Genomic DNA, 16,338 nt, shown 5'->3' with positions numbered 1-16,338 from the left:
CACCCACGCCCCCACGCATCCACGGTGCGGCACCGAGATCGTGCACTGTCCGGGCTGGAGACCTGCGCGGCGTTGCCCGGAGGCGGCGGGGCGTCGCGGGGGGAAGCAACCCGTGGCATTGCGAGAGGGGTTACGGGAGCGTGGCGAGCGGGACTACGGCAGCGTTGCGAGAGGGGGGGCCGGGGGCGCTGCCGGGGGTCACCAGGGGCGTTGCGGGGGGGACACCCGGAGCGTTGCAAGAGGGACACCCCGGGCGTCGCGAGAGGGGCGACGGGCGCGCAGATCGGAGGGGGTTTCCCCTCGGGGGGCATCGAGCCCCCGTCGGGGAACGGCCCGCGGTCGCGGGCCGGGCGCCCGGCCCGGGCGTGCGGGCCCCGGCGGAAGGGTCACTCCGGCTCGGGGTCGGCGCTGCCGTGGATGGCGAAGGCTTCCAGTTCCGCGTCCACCGGGGCGATGGCGCGGTAGGCTTCGCGCACCCCGTCCGGGGACATCTCGCGGCCGATCACCAGAAGGGTGTTGGGCGCGTGCCCCTCGCAGAGCTCCTGCATGAAGGCGATCTCCTGCTCGGCGACGGCCCGGGCGGCCTCCGGCGAGGGCGCGCCCCAGGCCTCGATGAAATGCGCGGCCAGGCGGGCGACGCAGGCCTCCCGCTCCGCGGGCTCGAGCCGCGCCACGGCCACGAAGGTGGAGCGCCCGAAGCTCTCCAGCCCCAGCCAGCCGTTCGCGAAGGCCTGGCGCGCCTTGCCCACGAGGTGGCTCTCGTCCCAGTTCGCGAATTCGAAACTGCCGGGGATCGCCCATTCGTCGGACTCCGCCGGGCGGGCGAAGACGTTGAGATCGGACTCGTCGAGGCGCAGGGTGCGGGCGAGCTTCATGCCAGGGCCTCCGGGTCCGGCCAGGGGCGCGGGTGGTCGAGCATCGCGGCCAGCGGCAGCGCCAGGCTGCCCGCCTGCGTGCCGAGCACGAGGCCGAAGCTCTCGTCCAGCCCCAGCACCCGGCCCTCCACCGCGGCGCCCGCGTGGCGCAGGCGGCTGACGGGGTGGGCGGCGGAGGTGGCGCGGCCCTCCATGCGGCCCCACCAGGCGGCGGAGAGGCCGCGCGGGCCGTCCTCCAGCCAGTCATGCACCCAGACCAGCATGTGCCGGCCCAGGGCCTCGAGCAGCGCGCGGCGGCCGATGTCGCCGCAGCCCTCCTCGGCCAGCGCGGTGATGCCGGGCGTGCGGCCCGGCTGATCCGACAGCGGCGAGATCTGCAGCGTGACGGCCACCACCAGCCAGTCCGGCACCGTCTCGGGCGCACGCGTGGAGGCCTCGGCCCGCAGGACGCCGCAGAGCGCCCCGTTCACCAGGATGCCGTCGGGCCAGGAGAAGGTCATGCCCACCTCGGGCGGGGCGAGGGCGCCGAGCGCCTCGGCGAGCCCTGTCGCCACGGCGGGCACCATCGCCATGGCCTCGCGCAGCGGGCACTCCGGCGCGAAGACCACGGCGGCTTCCAGCGCCTCCTCCGCGCCGGACCAGAACACAGTTCCGGCCTCCACCCCGGCCACCGCGGCCGCGACGGCCCGCGCCAGCGGATCGGCACCGGCAGGCACGGCGCTGGCGCGCAGCAGCGGCGGGAAGGCCGGCTCCTCCTCCGGCAGGCGCGGGCTGTCGTCGGCAAGCGCGCCTTCCATCAGGCGTAACCCGCGCCGATGAGCTTGCGGGCGATCTCGCGGAAGCGCAGCGCCTGCGGGCTCTGCGGCTTCGCGGCCACCACGGGCACGCCGGCGTCGCCGGACAGGCGCACGTCGATGTCGAGGGGGATCTCGCCCAGGAAGGGCGCGCCGATCCGCTCGGCCTCGGCCTTCGCCCCGCCATGGCCGAAGATCTGCGTCTCCTCCCCGCAACAGGGGCAGACGAAGGTGGACATGTTCTCGATCATCCCCACCACTTTCGTGCCGGTCTTCTCGAACATGTCGAGCGCCTTCTTCGCGTCGAGCAGCGCGATGTCCTGCGGGGTGGAGACCACCACGGCGCCGGTCACCTCCGCCTTCTGCGACAGGGTGAGCTGCACGTCCCCGGTGCCGGGCGGCAGGTCGACGATCAACACGTCGAGCCGGCCCCAGGCCACCTGGCGCAGCATCTGCTGCAACGCGCCCATCAGCATGGGCCCGCGCCAGATGGTGGCCTTGTCCTCCGGCGTGAGCAGGCCGATGGACATCAGCGTGACACCATGGTTGCGCAGCGGCAGGATGGTCTGACCGTCCGGAGAGGAGGGCCGCCCGGAAATGCCCAGCATGCGCGGCTGGCTGGGGCCATAGACATCGGCGTCCAGCAGGCCCACGCGCCGGCCCTCGGCGGCCAGCGCCACCGCGAGATTGGCCGAGACGGTGGACTTGCCCACCCCGCCCTTGCCCGAACCGATGGCCAGGATGCGGTCCACCCCCTCGATGGGCCCGGACTGCGGCTTCGCCGCCTGGCGCAGCGGCTCGCCCGGCCCGCCGGCGGGCCCGTGCGAATGGCCGTGGGCATGCCCGTGGCCGGTGCCGCGCAGGTTCGGCGGGGGGGCGGAGGGGCTGTCGGAATGCGCCGTCAGCATGGCGGAGGCCCGTGTCACCCCCGGCAGCGCGGCGATGGCGGCCTCGGCGGCCCTGGCCACCGGCTCCATCGCCCGGCCCTTCGCGGGGTCGACCTCCAGCACCACGCGCACCTCGCCACCGGAGATGCTCACGGCACCCAGCATGCCCGAGGACACCACATCCGCCCCGCCCGAGGGGTCGACCACCCGGGCCAGGGCCGCACGCACGTCGGCTTCGGTCACACTCATTCGGCGTCGCCCTCGAGGGCGATCTCGCCCTTGACCACGTGGGAGAGCGCGATGCCCGCCACGGTGAGGGTGACGGTGGCCTGCAGCGGCCCCTCCGGCAGGGTTCCGGCGGCCGCGGCGGCGCGCACGGCCTTCTCGATCTCCTGCTGCGAGGTCACGCCCACGCGCTTGAGGTATTTCCTCAGCGACATGTTGAAGGTTTCTTCGTTCATCTCGGGTCTCCCTTTGGGGGCACGGGGGCTCAGGCGTCGCCGCGGCGGGGGCCGCGGCCGCGCGGGCCGTCCCGGGCGTCCAGGTAATCGTCGGTGGTGCGCACGGTCGGGCGCGGGGCGATGCCCATCGGGCCGCCGTCGCCGATGAACTGGGCCTGCACCCGGCAATCGTCGCACATCTGGATGAGGCGCAGGTTGTCGGAGTTGGTGTACATCCAGTTCCGGTCGCGCAGCTTCTCGGTGATGCGCTCGATGGTCGAGCGCACGCCGAATTCCTTGCCGCATTCGATGCAGGCGAAGGGCTCCTCGGAGTTCAGGACCCGCGGTTTCAGCGCCTCGGCGGAGGCGTCGTAGCGCGGCTCCAGGGTGATTGCGGTCTCCGGGCAGGCGGCGGCGCAGATGCCGCATTGCACGCAGGCATCCTCCTGGAAGCGCAGCTCCGGGCGGTCCGGATTGTCCAGCAGCGCGCCGGTGGGGCAGAGCGAGACGCAGGCAAGGCACAGCGTGCAGGCCTCCTGGTCCACCAGCACCGCCCCGTAGGGCGCGCCCTCCGGCAGCGGCACCGGGGCGTCCAGCCCGGCCCCCAGCGCGCGCATCGCCGCGCGCACCAGCTCGCGCCCGCCGCCCAGGGCCAGCGCCGGTTCGGCCTGCGGCGCGGAGGGCCGGGTGTCGTACAGGGCCGTCTCCAGCGCGTCCGGCTCCGCCGGGTCGAGCAGGCGGATGCGCCCGGGCTCCGGCGCCAGGGCGCGGGCGAGGGCCAGTTGCGGGTCCAGCCCCTCGCGCTCCGTGCGCGGGCCGGCCAGCAGCGCCACCTCGGCGTAGCCCTGCGACAGCGCGGCGAGGATGAGCGTGTGCCCTGCCCCGCCGGTCTCCGGCAGCTCCAGCGGCAGCACGTCGGCCGGCAGGCCGCGGCCGAAGCGCGCCGAGAGGGCGATCATCTCCGCCCCGTGCCCCGCGTCATGCAGCAGCAGGCGCGGCGCGGCGCCGCCCGCGGCGCGGTAGGCCTCGGCCATCACCCGCAGGCGGCGGACCTGGTGGTCCAGCGGCGGATCGTCGTAGAGCATCGCGCCCGTGGGGCAGACCGCGGCGCAGGCGCCGCAGCCGGCGCAGATGTCCGCGGCGAGGCTCACATGGTCGCCCTGCGGCAGGATCGCCCCGGTGGGGCAGACGTCCAGGCACCGGGTGCAGCCGGTCTTGCCGGCGCGCGAATGGGCGCAGAGGCTCTCGGTCACCCGCACGTGGAGCGGCTTGTCGAAGGTGCCGGTGAGGTTGCTCGCCTCCAGCAGCGCGCGGGCGACGGCGGCCTGGTCCCGCGGGTCCGCGCGCAGGTAGCCGTCGCGCTTGTCCGGGGCCGGGAACAGCGGGGTGCCGCCGGAGAGGTCGAGGATGATGTCGCACTCCGAGGCGCCGCCATCCGCCGCCGGACCGAAGCGCAGCGCCCCGCGCCCGGCGGGCTCCGCGACGGCCAGCCCGTCGGCGACCAGCGAGAAGGCCCCGAGCCGGCCGCGCGCGGCGCGGATGCGCCCGCGCAGGATCTCGAACCGGTCCTCGCGCGGCGGGATCACCTCTCCCACGTCGCTGAGCATCACGGTCACCGACAGCCGCCCGGCCAGCCGCTCCGCCGCGTCCATCGCCACGTCGCCGGGGCCGTAAACCAGGCAGACCCCCTCGGAGACGATGGGCATCAGCGGCGCGGGCCGCGGGCTCAGCGCCCCCTCGGCCAGGAGCGCGGCCATCTTGGGCAGCGCGGCCGCGCCCTCGTCGGACCAGCCGGCGCGGTCACGGATATCTATGGTGGTGAGCGGGCGGCCCTGCGCAAGGTCCTCGAACACCGGCGCCTCCTGCCCGCAGGCCACGGTCACCGCCTGCCCCGCCTCCAGCGCCCCGGCCACAAGGTGGCTCTCGGAGCGGCATAGGTGGCGGTGCAGCCGGCAGGCCGTGCCGGTGGCCGCGCGCCCCAGCGCCGCGGCATCGACTTCCATGCTGCCCAGGCAGGAGCAGAGGAAGAGTGCAGAGCCATGTTCCTGCGTCATCGGAAGATCCTCCCCGCCTTGCGTCGGAACATCGGTGCCGGGGCTGGACAATCGCCGGCCAAGGCCCGATCCTTGGCCCCAGATCAATCATGGCCGCGCCCGGGACACAAGGCCCCGCGGCCAGGGAAGGCAAGCTTGACGTCCGACGCCAGACCGCCAGAGGACACCGGGAGCCCCGCAACGCCCGCCGCCGCCCCGCGCGAGGCGGAGCTGCGCCTGGGCATCGTGCTGCGCAGGATCCCGTCGAAAAACCGCTGGGTGTCGCATGTCTGGCGCGCCGTGGCGGTGCTGCCCGGAGCCCCCCCGGCGGACTGGGTGCTGCTGCGCGAGGAAGACGGCGCGCAGGAATATCACGCCGCCACCATGCCCCTCGTGCTGCACAGGTCGGAGGCCGAGTCCTACCGTGTCGCCCTTGCCGGGCGGCCGCGCACCGTCTGGGTGGTGCTGCGCCCCGCGCCGCCGGGGGCCGCCCAGGACATCGCGGTCCGGCTGGTCACCGCCTCGCCCTTCGAGGCGCAGGACTACATGGAGAGCGGCGAGGAACTGGTCGAACCCGTGCCGATGCCCGAGGCGCTGGAAGCCTGGATCGCCGCCTTCACCGACGCCCAGCCCGACGGCCCGGCCTTCGTGAAGCGCCGCCGCGTGCCGCACGCCCCCGCCGCCGAGGACGGGCTGGGAGACCGCCGCATCGCCCAGGAGAGCGATGTCTACCGCGCCCCCTCCAGCCTGCGCGACCGCAAGGACATGCCATGAGCACGGACGGCGGATTCCTCGATCGCTGGTCGCGCCGCAAGCGCCGGGCGGAGGCCCCGGAGGCAGAGCCCGCAGAGGCGGGTCCAGGCGCCCCGTCACCGCCCGAGGCCGTCGCAGCACCCGGGGCCGAGGCCGAGGCCGCCTTCCCGCCCGAGGCCACCGATGCCGAGATCCTCGAGACCCTCGGCCTTCCCGACCCGGACCGGATGCAACCCGGCGACGATTTCTCCGCCTTCATGCGCGGCGCCGTGCCGCGCCGCCTGCGCAACCGCGCGCTGCGCCGGCTCTGGGCCTCGAACCCGGTGCTCGCCTGCCTCGACGGCCTGAACGACTACGAGGAGGATTTCACCGACGCGGCCAAGGTGATGCCCGGGCTGAAGACCGCCTACAAGGTCGGCCGCGGGATGCTGGACCAGATGTCCGCGACCCTGCCCGACACCGCGGCAGACACCGCGCCGGACCCGGAGGACCGGGCCGCGGCGCCCGACGCGCACACGCCCGTCGACCCGCCGGAGCCGCCGCGCGTCACGCGCGCCGCGCCGCTCGATGCCCCGCAGAGCGGCGACGCGCAGCCCGGAACAGGCGCGGCCCCCGCCGCTCCGGACGCGGAAAGCGCGCCCCTGTTGGCGCTGGACACCGATGCTGCGGCGCACCCGTCGGCACGCCGCAGCGCAATGCGCTTCCGATTTGCACCGGATTGTTCAAATACCTCGTGAAGACCTTGAGGCTGTTCGCAAAACCTTCTGGACTTATCCCCCCGAACTGAGGCAAGCTGGGCCTCCGCCAGCGCCCCGTCACCGGGGCAGCCAGCACGTGAATGGGGAGCAGCCGGCGCCATGTCCGGAGACAAGAAGACGCCTCGGGAAATCCAGGACCTCGCCGCCGTTGCGGAAGAAGACCGGGTGCGCGCCGATTTCTACGAGTTCCTCGCCGGGCTGCTCGTGCGCCCCGCCGACACGGCGATGCTCCGCCGCCTGTCCGCCCTCTCCGGAGACGACACCGACATCGGCCGCGCCATCGAGGCGCTCGCGGCAGTGGCCCGCAGCATGTCCACCACCACCGTCCGCCGGGAGTTCAACGACCTGTTCATCGGCCTCGGCCGCGGTGAACTGGTGCCCTACGCCTCCTTCTACATGACCGGGTTCCTCAACGAGAAGCCGCTCGCGCGCCTGCGCCAGGACATGGCCCGCCATGCGGTGGCCCGCGCCGAGGCCGTGTTCGAGCCGGAGGACAACATCGCCTCGCTGTGCGAGATCATGTCCGGGCTGATCCGCGGCCGCTTCGGGGCGCCGCTGCCCCTGCCCGCCCAGCGGGAGTTCTTCGCCACACATCTCGCGCCCTGGGCGGCGCATTTCTTTTCCGACCTGGAAGCCGCGCGGGCCTCGGTGTTCTACGCCCCCGTCGGCACGCTGGGCCGGCTGATGATCGAGATCGAACGCGAGGCGTTCCGCCTCGGCGGCGGCACGGACCCGTGACCGGCCGCTCACCGCCCCTGGCAGGCCCCTGGTTAACAAAGTCTTCAGGACTTCGGATGCCAAATGGCCGCGCCGGGGTCGGCGGAGCAGGGGCCGGACCGCCCGACCAGCCGGCAGGGGGCGGGAGGCCGGAGGGGGAGACAGGGCCCGCTCCCTAGGGGCCGGGCAAGGCGCAGGAGACAGGTCCGCGGCACACACGGGCCGGGACATTCGGGACATGCCGGCGGCCAGGGTGGCCGGCGCGGCAGACCCCACGCAAATCACGCCCCGACGGGGCGAGCAGGAGGAGAAGGCACATGACGCGCAAGACCGAAGAGACCGACACGTCCCGGCGCGATCTGCTGCGCCTCGGCCTGGCCGGGCTGCCGGCGGTCGCGGTGGGCGGCATCGCAGGCACCGGGCCCGCCGCCGCGGCGGAGGAGGTCAAGCCCACCAGCCTCGGCCTGCGCAAGACCGAACATGTGCTGAAATACTACGAGACCTGCCGCTGATCGCGGCCTGAAGCCACGGGCGCCGGGCGGTTCGTCCGCGCGCCTGACAGCCATACGGGCCGGAGCGCCCAGGACAGAGTGGAGTTTCCCATGCTCAGGAAGCGTACTGACGGGACAGCGCAGAACGGCCGGGCCGCATCCATCCTCGCGGGGCGCCCGGCGGGCGGACGCGCGGAAGGAATGGACCGGCGCACCTTTCTCGGCCGCTCCGGCCTTGCCGTGGGCGGCCTGGCCGCCATTGCCGGCGCCGGCGTCGGCACGGTACGCAAGGCCACGGCCGAAACCGCGGCCAGCGGCGCGATCAAGACGGTGAAATCGGTCTGCACCCATTGCTCCGTGGGCTGCACGGTGATGGCCGAGGTGCAGAACGGCGTCTGGATCGGGCAGGAACCCGGCTGGGACAGCCCGTTCAACCTGGGCGCCCATTGCGCGAAGGGCGCCTCGGTGCGCGAACACGCCCATGGCGAGCGCCGGCTGAAATACCCGATGAAGCTCGTGGGCGGCAAGTGGGAGCGCATGTCCTGGAACGACGCCATCAACGAGATCGGCGACGGCATGCTCAAGATCCGCGAGGAGAGCGGGCCGGACAGCGTCTACTGGCTGGGCTCGGCCAAGCACTCCAACGAACAGGCCTACCTGTTCCGCAAGTTCGCCGCCTACTGGGGCACGAACAACGTCGACCACCAGGCCCGCATCTGCCACTCCACCACCGTCGCCGGGGTTGCGAACACATGGGGCTACGGCGCCATGACGAACTCCTACAACGACATCCACAATTCCAAGGCGATCATCATCATTGGCGGCAACCCTGCCGAGGCGCATCCGGTCTCGCTCCAGCACGTGCTGAAGGCCAAGGAGCAGAACAACGCGCCGCTGATCGTGTGTGACCCGCGCTTCACCCGCACCGCCGCCCATGCCACCGAATACGTGCGCATGCGCCCCGGATCAGACGTGGCGCTGATCTGGGGCCTGCTCTGGCACGTGCTGGAGAACGGCTGGGAAGACAAGGAATACATCAACCAGCGCGTCTGGGGCCTCGACCAGGTGCGCGAGGAAGTGAAGAAGTGGACACCCGACGAGGTCGAACGTGTCACCGGCGTGCCCGAGGAGCAGATGCACCGCGTCGCCCGCACCCTGGCGGAGAACCGCCCCGGCACGCTGATCTGGTGCATGGGCGGCACCCAGCACACCACCGGCAACAACAACACCCGCGCCTACTGCATCCTCCAGCTCGCGCTGGGCAACATGGGCAAGCCCGGCGGCGGAACCAACATCTTCCGCGGCCATGACAACGTGCAGGGGGCCACAGATCTCGGCGTGCTCGCCGACACGCTGCCCGGATATTACGGCCTGACGGAGGGCTCGTGGAAACACTGGGCCCGGGTGTGGGAGGAGGATTACGCCTACTTCGCCTCCCGCTTCGCCTCCAAGGACATCATGGAGGCCAAGGGCATCACGGTGTCGCGCTGGTTCGACGGCGTGCTGGAGCCGGCGGAGAACATCGACCAGCCGGCCAACCTGCGCTGCATGGTGTTCTGGGGCCACGCGCCGAACTCCCAGACCCGCCTTCCCGAGATGAAGCAGGCGATGGAAAAGCTCGACATGCTGGTGGTGGTGGACCCCTACCCCACCATCTCGGCCATCATGCATGACCGCACGGACAATGTCTGGCTGCTGCCGGCCTGCTCGCAGTTCGAGAGCTACGGCTCCGTCACCGCCTCCAACCGCTCGCTGCAGTGGCGCGAGCGCGTGGTCGAACCGCTGTTCGAATCCAGGCCCGACCACGTGATCCTGAAGCTGTTCTCCGACAAGTTCGGCTTCTCCGACCGGATCTTCCGCAACATCGAGGTGAACGGCGACGAGCCGCTCATCGAGGACCTGACGCGGGAGTTCAACCGCGGCATGTGGACCGTAGGCTACACCGCCCAGAGCCCGGAGCGCCTGCGCGCCCACATGGAGAACCAGGCCACCTTCGACCGCACCACGCTGCGCGCCAATGGCGGCCCCTGCGACGGGGATTATTACGGCCTGCCCTGGCCGGCCTGGGGCACACCGGAGATGAACCACCCGGGCTCGCCGGTGCTCTACAACACCGACCTGCACGTGAAGGACGGCGGCATGGGCTTCCGCGCCCGCTTCGGCGTGGAGCGTGACGGCGAGAACCTGCTCGCCGAAGGCTCCTGGCCCAAGGGCTCGGAGATCGAGGACGGCTACCCCGAGTTCACCATGGCCATGCTGACCCAGCTCGGCTGGGACAAGGACCTCACGGCGGATGAGCGCGCCTCCATCGAGGCCGTCGCCGGCTCCTCGGAAGCCGATGCAGTGGGCAAGGTGAACTGGAAGACCGACCTTTCCGGCGGCATCCAGCGCGTCGCCATCGAGCACGGCTGCGCGCCCTACGGCAACGCCAAGGCCCGCTGCGTGGTGTGGAACTTCCCCGACCCCGTGCCGGTGCACCGCGAGCCGCTCTACACCAGCCGCCGCGACCTGGTGGCCGATTACCCCACCTACGAGGACCGGCGCGACTGGCGCATGCCCACGCTCTACGCCTCGATCCAGAAGCAGGATTTCTCGGAAACCTACCCGATCATCCTCACCTCCGGGCGTCTGGTGGAATACGAGGGCGGCGGCGACGAGACCCGCTCCAACCCCTGGCTGGCCGAGCTGCAGCAGCAGATGTTCATCGAGATCAACCCGCGCGACGCGAACGACCGCAGCATCAAGGACGGCGAGTATGTCTGGGTCGAAGGCCCGGACAAGGGCCGCATCCGCGTCGCCGCGATGATCACCGAGCGGGTGGGCCGGGGCGTTGCCTTCATGCCCTTCCACTTCGGCGGCATCTGGCAGGGTGAGGACCGGCGCTACAAGTACCCCGAGGGGGCCGATCCGATCGTGCTCGGCGAATCAAGCAACACCGCGCAGACCTATGGCTACGACTCCGTCACGCAGATGCAGGAGACGAAAGCCACCCTCTGCCAGATCATGAAAGCCTGAGGGAGAGCACGATGGGAAAAGCAGCCTTTCTTTGCGACGCCGAACGCTGCATCGAATGCAACGCCTGCGTCACCGCGTGCAAGAACGAGCACGAGATCCCCTGGGGCATCAACCGCCGCCGGGTGGTGACCATCAATGACGGCCGCCCGGGGGAGAAATCCATCTCCGTGGCCTGCATGCACTGCGCCGACGCGCCCTGCATGGCCGTCTGCCCGGTGGACTGTTTCTACAAGACCGAGGACGGAATCGTCCTGCACTCCAAGGACCTGTGCATCGGCTGCGGCTACTGCTTCTACGCCTGCCCCTTCGGCGCGCCGCAGTACCCGCAGGCCGGAAACTTCGGCTCGCGCGGCAAGATGGACAAGTGCACCTTCTGTGCCGGCGGCCCGGAGGAGGACAATTCCCCCGCCGAGTTCCGCAAGTACGGCCGCAACCGCATCGCCGAGGGCAAGCTGCCCATCTGCGCGGAAATGTGCTCGACCAAGGCCCTGCTGGCGGGAGACGCGAACGACGTGTCGAACATCTTCCGCGAGCGTGTGGTGGCCCGGGGCTTCGGTGGTGACACCTGGGGCTGGGGCACCGCCTACGGCAAGCAGAACGACAGCTGATCCCTCCGCCTGCGCGGGCCCCGCGGGGCCCGCGCCCCGTCGCGCCAGGCCGGCCCTGCCCGGCGCGCCATCCGACGACAAGACGCGTGAGGTCCCGCATGCCCCGATCCTCCCAGCGCGCCAGCGCCGCCGCCTCCCGCCCCGCCGGCGGGGTTCCCAGCCCGCGCTTCGAGCGCCGCCGCAAGCGCCGGCTGCGCGTTGCCGCCGGCGCCCTGGGGCTCTCGCTTCTACTGCTGGCCGTCACGCTGGCGGGGTTCGTGACCATGGCCGACGCACAGTCGGTACGCCCGCCGGCGAACGCGGTGACCAATGCGACGCCCGACTCCACCGGCATGTCCGATGTTCCGGGCAAGATCACCGAACGCCCGGCGCGGTCCGAGATGTGGCGCTACGTTGGCGGGGACCGTGGCGCGGACGAGGACGGCTTCACCACCACCGTCTCCATCCCCAACAAGCTTTCGGCGACGCTGGTCCAGCCCTATGGCGAGGAGTGGCGGCTGCTGCGCCGCGGGCCGCTGCCGGAATACGGGCTGATCTTCCCCGCCGGCATGATCGTGCTGCTGGCGCTGTTCTACCTGATCCGCGGTCGCATCCGCATCTCCGCCGGCCCCTCCTCCGTCCGCATCAAACGCTTCGGCGGCATCGAGCGCTTCGGCCACTGGATCCTGGCGGTGAGCTTCGTCACCCTCGCCCTAACCGGCCTGAACCTGCTTTACGGGCGGGAGTACATCCTGCCGATCATCGGCCACGAGGCCTACTCCCTCACCGCCTGGTGGGGCAAATGGGTGCATAACAACATCGCCTGGGCCTTCATGCTGGGGCTCATCCTGATCTTCGTGATGTGGGTGGGCCGCAACATTCCCCACCCGCGCGACCTGGTCTGGCTGATGAAGGGCGGCGGGCTGTTCTCCGAGCATTCCCACCCCGACGCGGGCAAGTTCAACGCCGGGCAGAAGCTGATCTTCTGGTCGGTCATCCTGCTCGGCGCCTCGCTCAGCCTGTCGGGCATCGCGCTGCTGTTCCCGTTCCAGACCGGGCTGATGGGCAAGACCTTCGGCTTCTTCCATGACATCGGCCTGTCGCTGTCCTTCATCGGCATCGACGTGAGCCAGCCGGTCACCGCCCTGCAGGAAATGCAGTACCAGACCATCTGGCACGCCGCCGTGGCGCTGGTGATGATCGCGATCGTCATCGCCCATATCTACATCGGCACGCTGGGCATGGAGGGCGCCTTCGACGCCATGGGCTCCGGCGACGTGGATCTCAACTGGGCCCGCGAGCACCACAATCTCTGGGTCGACGAAGTGAGCGCCCGCACCTCCCGGCGCACGCCCGCCGAATGATCCCGGCCTGCCGGGCCCTTGCCGCGCTGCTCGTCGGCCTGGTCGCACAGGCCGGCGCGGCGCAAACCGCGCTCACCGGGCATGGCGGGCCGGTGAAGGGCCTGTCCCGGGCGGGAGAGCTGATCCTCAGCGCCAGCTTCGACAATTCCGTGGGGCTGTGGAGCCTCTCGGGTGCCCATCTGCGCTGGCTCGAAGGCCATGCCGCGGCGGTGAATGTCGCCATCGGCGCCGGGCCCGGCCGCCTGCTTTCGGGCGGGGACGATTTCGACATCATCGCCTGGGACACGGAGACGGGCACGGCCCTGCGGCATTTCACCGGCCACAAGGGCAAGGTGATGGGCCTCGCCCTCTCGCCGGACGGCAGGCGCTTCGCCTCGGCGAGCTGGGACGGGGCCGTCGGCCTGTGGGATATCGACACCGGCCGGCTTCTGGGGCTGGAGCAGGCCGGCTCCGGCGCGGTGAACGCCGTGGCCTTCGCCGGGCCGGACCGGCTTTACTCGGCGTCCGCCGATGGCACCCTGCGGCGCTGGGAGCTGGGCCCGGAAGGGCTGGAGCCCCGGCGCGACGTGCTCAGGGGCGGTTTCGGCATCAACGTCCTGGTGCCCGGGCCCGGATGGCTGGCCTATGGTACGGTGGACGGGCATATCGGTGCCATCGACCTCGCCTCGGAGGCGCCGCTGGCGGAACTGGCGCTCGAGCGCACGCCCGTGCTCGCCCTCGCCGCCACGCCCTCCGGCGCGCTGCTCGCGGCGGGGGACGGACAGGGGGCGATCACGCTGGTCAGGACCTCCGACTGGACGCCGCTGCGCGCGATCCCCGCGTCCGGGAGCGGCGGGCCGATCTGGGCACTCGCCTTCCTCGACGAGACACGACTCGTGGCCGCGGGGCTGGCCGCTCACGCGGTGATCTGGCCTGTGGACGGGCCGGCCGGGCCGCTGTTCCCCGGTGGCGCGGGCCCGCGCTTCAAGGTCGATGCCGCCGGCGTGAGCAATGGCGAGCGGCAGTTCGCGCGCAAATGTTCCGTCTGCCACACGCTCACGCCGCAGGATGCCCGCCGCGCCGGGCCGAGCCTGCACCGGATCTTCGGGCGCAAGGCCGGAACCCTGCCCGGCTACGGCTATTCCGAGGCGCTCGGCAGCTCGGACATCATCTGGTCGCCGGAGACCCTCGACAGGCTGTTCGATCTCGGGCCGGAGCATTATACACCGGGATCGAAGATGCCGATGCAGCGCATCACCCGCGCGCAGGACCGTACCGATCTGATAGACTACCTGCGGGACGCAACCCGCTGACCAGGGAGCCGCACATGAAAGCCTTCATCCTCGCCGTTCTGGCCATCGTGGGCATCGGGGTGGCCGCGCCCTATGCGCTGAACACGATGAACTGGTCCTCCGCGGAGGTCTACAAGATGCAGAACGTCCGACTGGACCAGGACCCGCGCTGACCCCTCGCCCCGGCGCCGCCCTCGGGGCGCGCGCGGGGTCGCACGGAGGTGCCCGCGGGGCCTCCGCTGCGCGCGGCGGTGGCGCAGGAGATGACCACGGGTGAGGCGCGTCCACAAGGGGCGTCGCCCGGGTACATCGCGCGGCCCGGGTACATCACGTCGCCGGAGCATATCGGGTCGCCGGAGCATATCGCGTCGCCGGAGCATATCGCGGCACAGGGGGGGCCACGCCGCCGGGGAACATCACGCCACGGGGAGGGCCGCTGGCGGACCGGGCGTCAGGCCTGCGGGGTCATCGCCTTGCGGGCGCGCTTGCGCTCGATGCCCAGGGCGTGTTCGCGCCAGATGATCAGCAGGCCGGCCGTCACCACCAGCGCCGCGCCGCCGACCATCGTCCAGGTCGGCACTTCGGCGAAGACGAAATAGCCAAGCCCCAGCGCGAAGACCATCGAGGTGTATTCGAAGGGGGCGATCACCGAGGTCTCCGCGTGGCGGTAGGAGGAGGTCATCAGGATCTGCCCCACCCCGCCGAACAGCCCTGCCGCCACCAGCATCGCCAGCATCTCCCAGCGCGGCCACACCCAGCCCCAGGGCAGCGTGACCAGAGACAGCACGGACGCGATGACGCTGAAGTAGAACACGATGGCCGCCGCCGGTTCCTTCTGCACCAGCTTGCGCACGAAGATCGCCGCCAGCGCGCCGAACACGGCCCCGGTGAGGGCCGCGAAGGCGCCGACCGTCTCCATCCTGGTCGCGAGCGAGGGGTCCACGGTGGTCATGCGCGGCGAGAGCACCAGAACCACACCGGCAAGGCCGAGCGCCACCGCGCCGATGCGGTAGGCGCGCACGTTCTCGCCCAGGAACATGGCGGCGAAGATGGTGGCCAGCAGCGGCGAGGCATAGCCGATGGCCACCGACTCGGGCAGCGGCAGGAGGCCGAGCGCGAGAAAGCTGCACCCCATCGAGGAGACACCCACCAGCGAGCGCCAGAAATGCCCCATCGGGTTGTTGCTGCGCAGCGCGGCGGGAAACTCGCGCCGCCACCACAGCCAGGCCACGATGGGGGGAATCGCGAAGAAGGAGCGGAAGAACACCTGCTCGCCGGGCGGAACCTCCGCGGCGGTGGCCTTGATGAAGGCCGACATCACCATGAAGATGACGACAGACATCACCTTCAGCACGATGCCACGGATGGGGTTCATCGGTGTCTTCCCGGTCCTGGCCCCGGCGCCGGACGGCATGGGGCGGCTGACGCCGCGCGCCTGCTCCTCCTCGGGCTGTATCAGCGGCCCGCGGCACGCTTCAAGGGCGAACTTGCCGGTGCCGGCGGCCGGCCGGCGGGCGTGTCATCCCTGCGACTGGCTCTGCTGCTGCTGACCCTGGATCACGGTGACATCGGTGTCGAAGCCGATGTCCGGCTGACCGAGCACGTTGCCGTTCACCGGGGCCGCATCCGGCGCGTCCAGCCCGCAGGACAGGCGCACGTAGCGGTCCGTCGGACAGACGGCGTTGGACGGGTCGAAGCCGATCCAGCCCAGCCCGGTGACATGCGCCTCCGCCCAGGCATGAGTTTCGACCAGGGTGTTCTCCTCGTCGTCGGTGAGCAGGTAGCCCACGACGTAGCGCGCCGGAATGCCGATGCTGCGCGCCGCGGCGATGAACACATGCGCATGGTCCTGGCAGACCCCGGCGCCGAGGGCGAGGGCCTGGGCCGCGGTGGTCTTCGCATCGGTGAGGCCGGGGCGGTATTCCACCGCCTCCGTCACCGCGGCGGAGAGGGAATGCGCCCGCTCCAGCTCGCTCTCCGCCGTGATCGCCCGGGCGAAGGCGAGGAGGGCCGCGTCCGGCTCTGTGAGGGCCGTGTCGCGCAGGAAGATGCCCGGCGGCGGGTGGGACGGCAGGTCGCGGATCATCCCGGTGGTATCGGTCACCTCCACGGTGCCGCTGGCCACGATCTCCGCCGCGCCCAGCGGGGTCATGTGGTTCCACAGCCCGATCTGGTCGCCGTAGGCGTCCCGCACCAGGGGGGCGACCGTGTCGCCGTTCACGCTCACCGACCAGTCCAGCACGCGCTGGCCGGAATGGGTGGAGGGGTAGAGCTTCAGCCGCAGCGCCACGCGGTCGGCCTCCGGGTCGTAGGTGTAGGTGGTGCGATGTCTCACGGAGAGGCGCATGGGACC

Annotated in this window: 16 protein-coding genes; 9 read left to right on the top strand and 7 right to left on the bottom strand. The window is 71.5% G+C overall.

Going from position 1 to position 16,338, the window contains the following annotated elements; all coding sequences use genetic code 11:
* Positions 1 to 386: 386 nt before the first annotated feature.
* From FDP22_RS12025 to FDP22_RS12005, 5 genes are read right to left on the bottom strand one after another with little or no spacing between them, the layout of a single operon-like run.
* Complete coding sequence (locus FDP22_RS12025; protein WP_138573279.1) at positions 387 to 875, bottom strand: DUF6505 family protein; 489 nt, start codon at positions 873 to 875, stop codon at positions 387 to 389.
* Positions 872 to 1,672: a biotin/lipoate--protein ligase family protein gene (locus tag FDP22_RS12020; protein ID WP_138573277.1), complete on the bottom strand. Its 801-nt coding sequence runs from the start codon at positions 1,670 to 1,672 to the stop codon at positions 872 to 874. Before FDP22_RS12020 ends, FDP22_RS12025 begins: the two co-directional genes overlap by 4 nt.
* Complete coding sequence (locus tag FDP22_RS12015) at positions 1,672 to 2,805, bottom strand: Mrp/NBP35 family ATP-binding protein (RefSeq protein ID WP_138573275.1); 1,134 nt, start codon at positions 2,803 to 2,805, stop codon at positions 1,672 to 1,674. The genes FDP22_RS12020 and FDP22_RS12015 overlap by 1 nt, the downstream gene beginning before the upstream one ends.
* On the bottom strand, positions 2,802 to 3,017 hold the full coding sequence (locus tag FDP22_RS12010) for a DUF6494 family protein (protein ID WP_138573273.1): 216 nt from the start codon (positions 3,015 to 3,017) through the stop codon (positions 2,802 to 2,804). The genes FDP22_RS12015 and FDP22_RS12010 overlap by 4 nt, the downstream gene beginning before the upstream one ends.
* Before the next feature lie 29 nt (positions 3,018 to 3,046).
* A complete protein-coding gene (locus FDP22_RS12005; protein ID WP_138573271.1) occupies positions 3,047 to 5,050 on the bottom strand; it encodes a 4Fe-4S binding protein in 2,004 nt (667 codons plus the stop codon).
* A gap of 135 nt (positions 5,051 to 5,185) precedes the next feature.
* Between FDP22_RS12005 and FDP22_RS12000 the strand changes: the two genes are divergently transcribed.
* The 9 genes from FDP22_RS12000 to FDP22_RS24490 all read left to right on the top strand — a co-directional run bounded on the left by FDP22_RS12000 (position 5,186) and on the right by FDP22_RS24490 (position 14,158).
* Positions 5,186 to 5,803, top strand: coding sequence for a DUF3305 domain-containing protein (locus FDP22_RS12000; protein ID WP_239031761.1), 618 nt, complete (start codon positions 5,186 to 5,188; stop codon positions 5,801 to 5,803).
* Positions 5,800 to 6,519, top strand: a complete 720-nt coding sequence (locus FDP22_RS11995) for a DUF3306 domain-containing protein (RefSeq protein WP_138573267.1) — start codon at positions 5,800 to 5,802, stop codon at positions 6,517 to 6,519. The genes FDP22_RS12000 and FDP22_RS11995 overlap by 4 nt, the downstream gene beginning before the upstream one ends.
* 120 nt (positions 6,520 to 6,639) lie before the next feature.
* Positions 6,640 to 7,278, top strand: coding sequence for a TorD/DmsD family molecular chaperone (locus tag FDP22_RS11990; RefSeq protein WP_138573265.1), 639 nt, complete (start codon positions 6,640 to 6,642; stop codon positions 7,276 to 7,278).
* Between the two features lie 296 nt (positions 7,279 to 7,574).
* Positions 7,575 to 7,769 (top strand): hypothetical protein, encoded by a 195-nt coding sequence (locus FDP22_RS11985; RefSeq protein ID WP_138573263.1) that lies wholly within the window; start codon positions 7,575 to 7,577, stop codon positions 7,767 to 7,769.
* Between the two features lie 90 nt (positions 7,770 to 7,859).
* Positions 7,860 to 10,763, top strand: a complete 2,904-nt coding sequence (locus FDP22_RS11980; protein WP_138573261.1) for a formate dehydrogenase subunit alpha — start codon at positions 7,860 to 7,862, stop codon at positions 10,761 to 10,763.
* A gap of 11 nt (positions 10,764 to 10,774) precedes the next feature.
* Positions 10,775 to 11,371: a formate dehydrogenase FDH3 subunit beta gene (gene fdh3B, locus FDP22_RS11975; RefSeq protein WP_138573259.1), complete on the top strand. Its 597-nt coding sequence runs from the start codon at positions 10,775 to 10,777 to the stop codon at positions 11,369 to 11,371.
* A gap of 98 nt (positions 11,372 to 11,469) precedes the next feature.
* The gene (locus FDP22_RS11970) at positions 11,470 to 12,714 is read left to right on the top strand and encodes a formate dehydrogenase subunit gamma (protein ID WP_138573257.1); all 1,245 of its coding nucleotides are present in this window, start codon (positions 11,470 to 11,472) and stop codon (positions 12,712 to 12,714) included.
* Positions 12,711 to 14,006 (top strand): c-type cytochrome, encoded by a 1,296-nt coding sequence (locus FDP22_RS11965; RefSeq protein ID WP_138573255.1) that lies wholly within the window; start codon positions 12,711 to 12,713, stop codon positions 14,004 to 14,006. Before FDP22_RS11970 ends, FDP22_RS11965 begins: the two co-directional genes overlap by 4 nt.
* 14 nt (positions 14,007 to 14,020) lie before the next feature.
* Complete coding sequence (locus tag FDP22_RS24490; protein ID WP_170317673.1) at positions 14,021 to 14,158, top strand: hypothetical protein; 138 nt, start codon at positions 14,021 to 14,023, stop codon at positions 14,156 to 14,158.
* 278 nt (positions 14,159 to 14,436) lie between these two features.
* Here the strand turns inward: FDP22_RS24490 and FDP22_RS11960 are convergent, their stop codons facing one another.
* On the bottom strand, positions 14,437 to 15,360 hold the full coding sequence (locus tag FDP22_RS11960) for a DMT family transporter (RefSeq protein WP_138573253.1): 924 nt from the start codon (positions 15,358 to 15,360) through the stop codon (positions 14,437 to 14,439).
* 144 nt (positions 15,361 to 15,504) lie between these two features.
* Positions 15,505 to 16,320: a transglutaminase family protein gene (locus tag FDP22_RS11955; RefSeq protein WP_170317672.1), complete on the bottom strand. Its 816-nt coding sequence runs from the start codon at positions 16,318 to 16,320 to the stop codon at positions 15,505 to 15,507.
* Positions 16,321 to 16,338 lie beyond the last annotated feature (18 nt).

The organism is Paroceanicella profunda, assembly GCF_005887635.2.
Taxonomy (GTDB): domain Bacteria; phylum Pseudomonadota; class Alphaproteobacteria; order Rhodobacterales; family Rhodobacteraceae; genus Paroceanicella; species Paroceanicella profunda.
The sequence above is the reverse complement of the archived record's forward strand: the minus strand, read 5'-3'. Positions and strand labels throughout refer to the sequence as shown.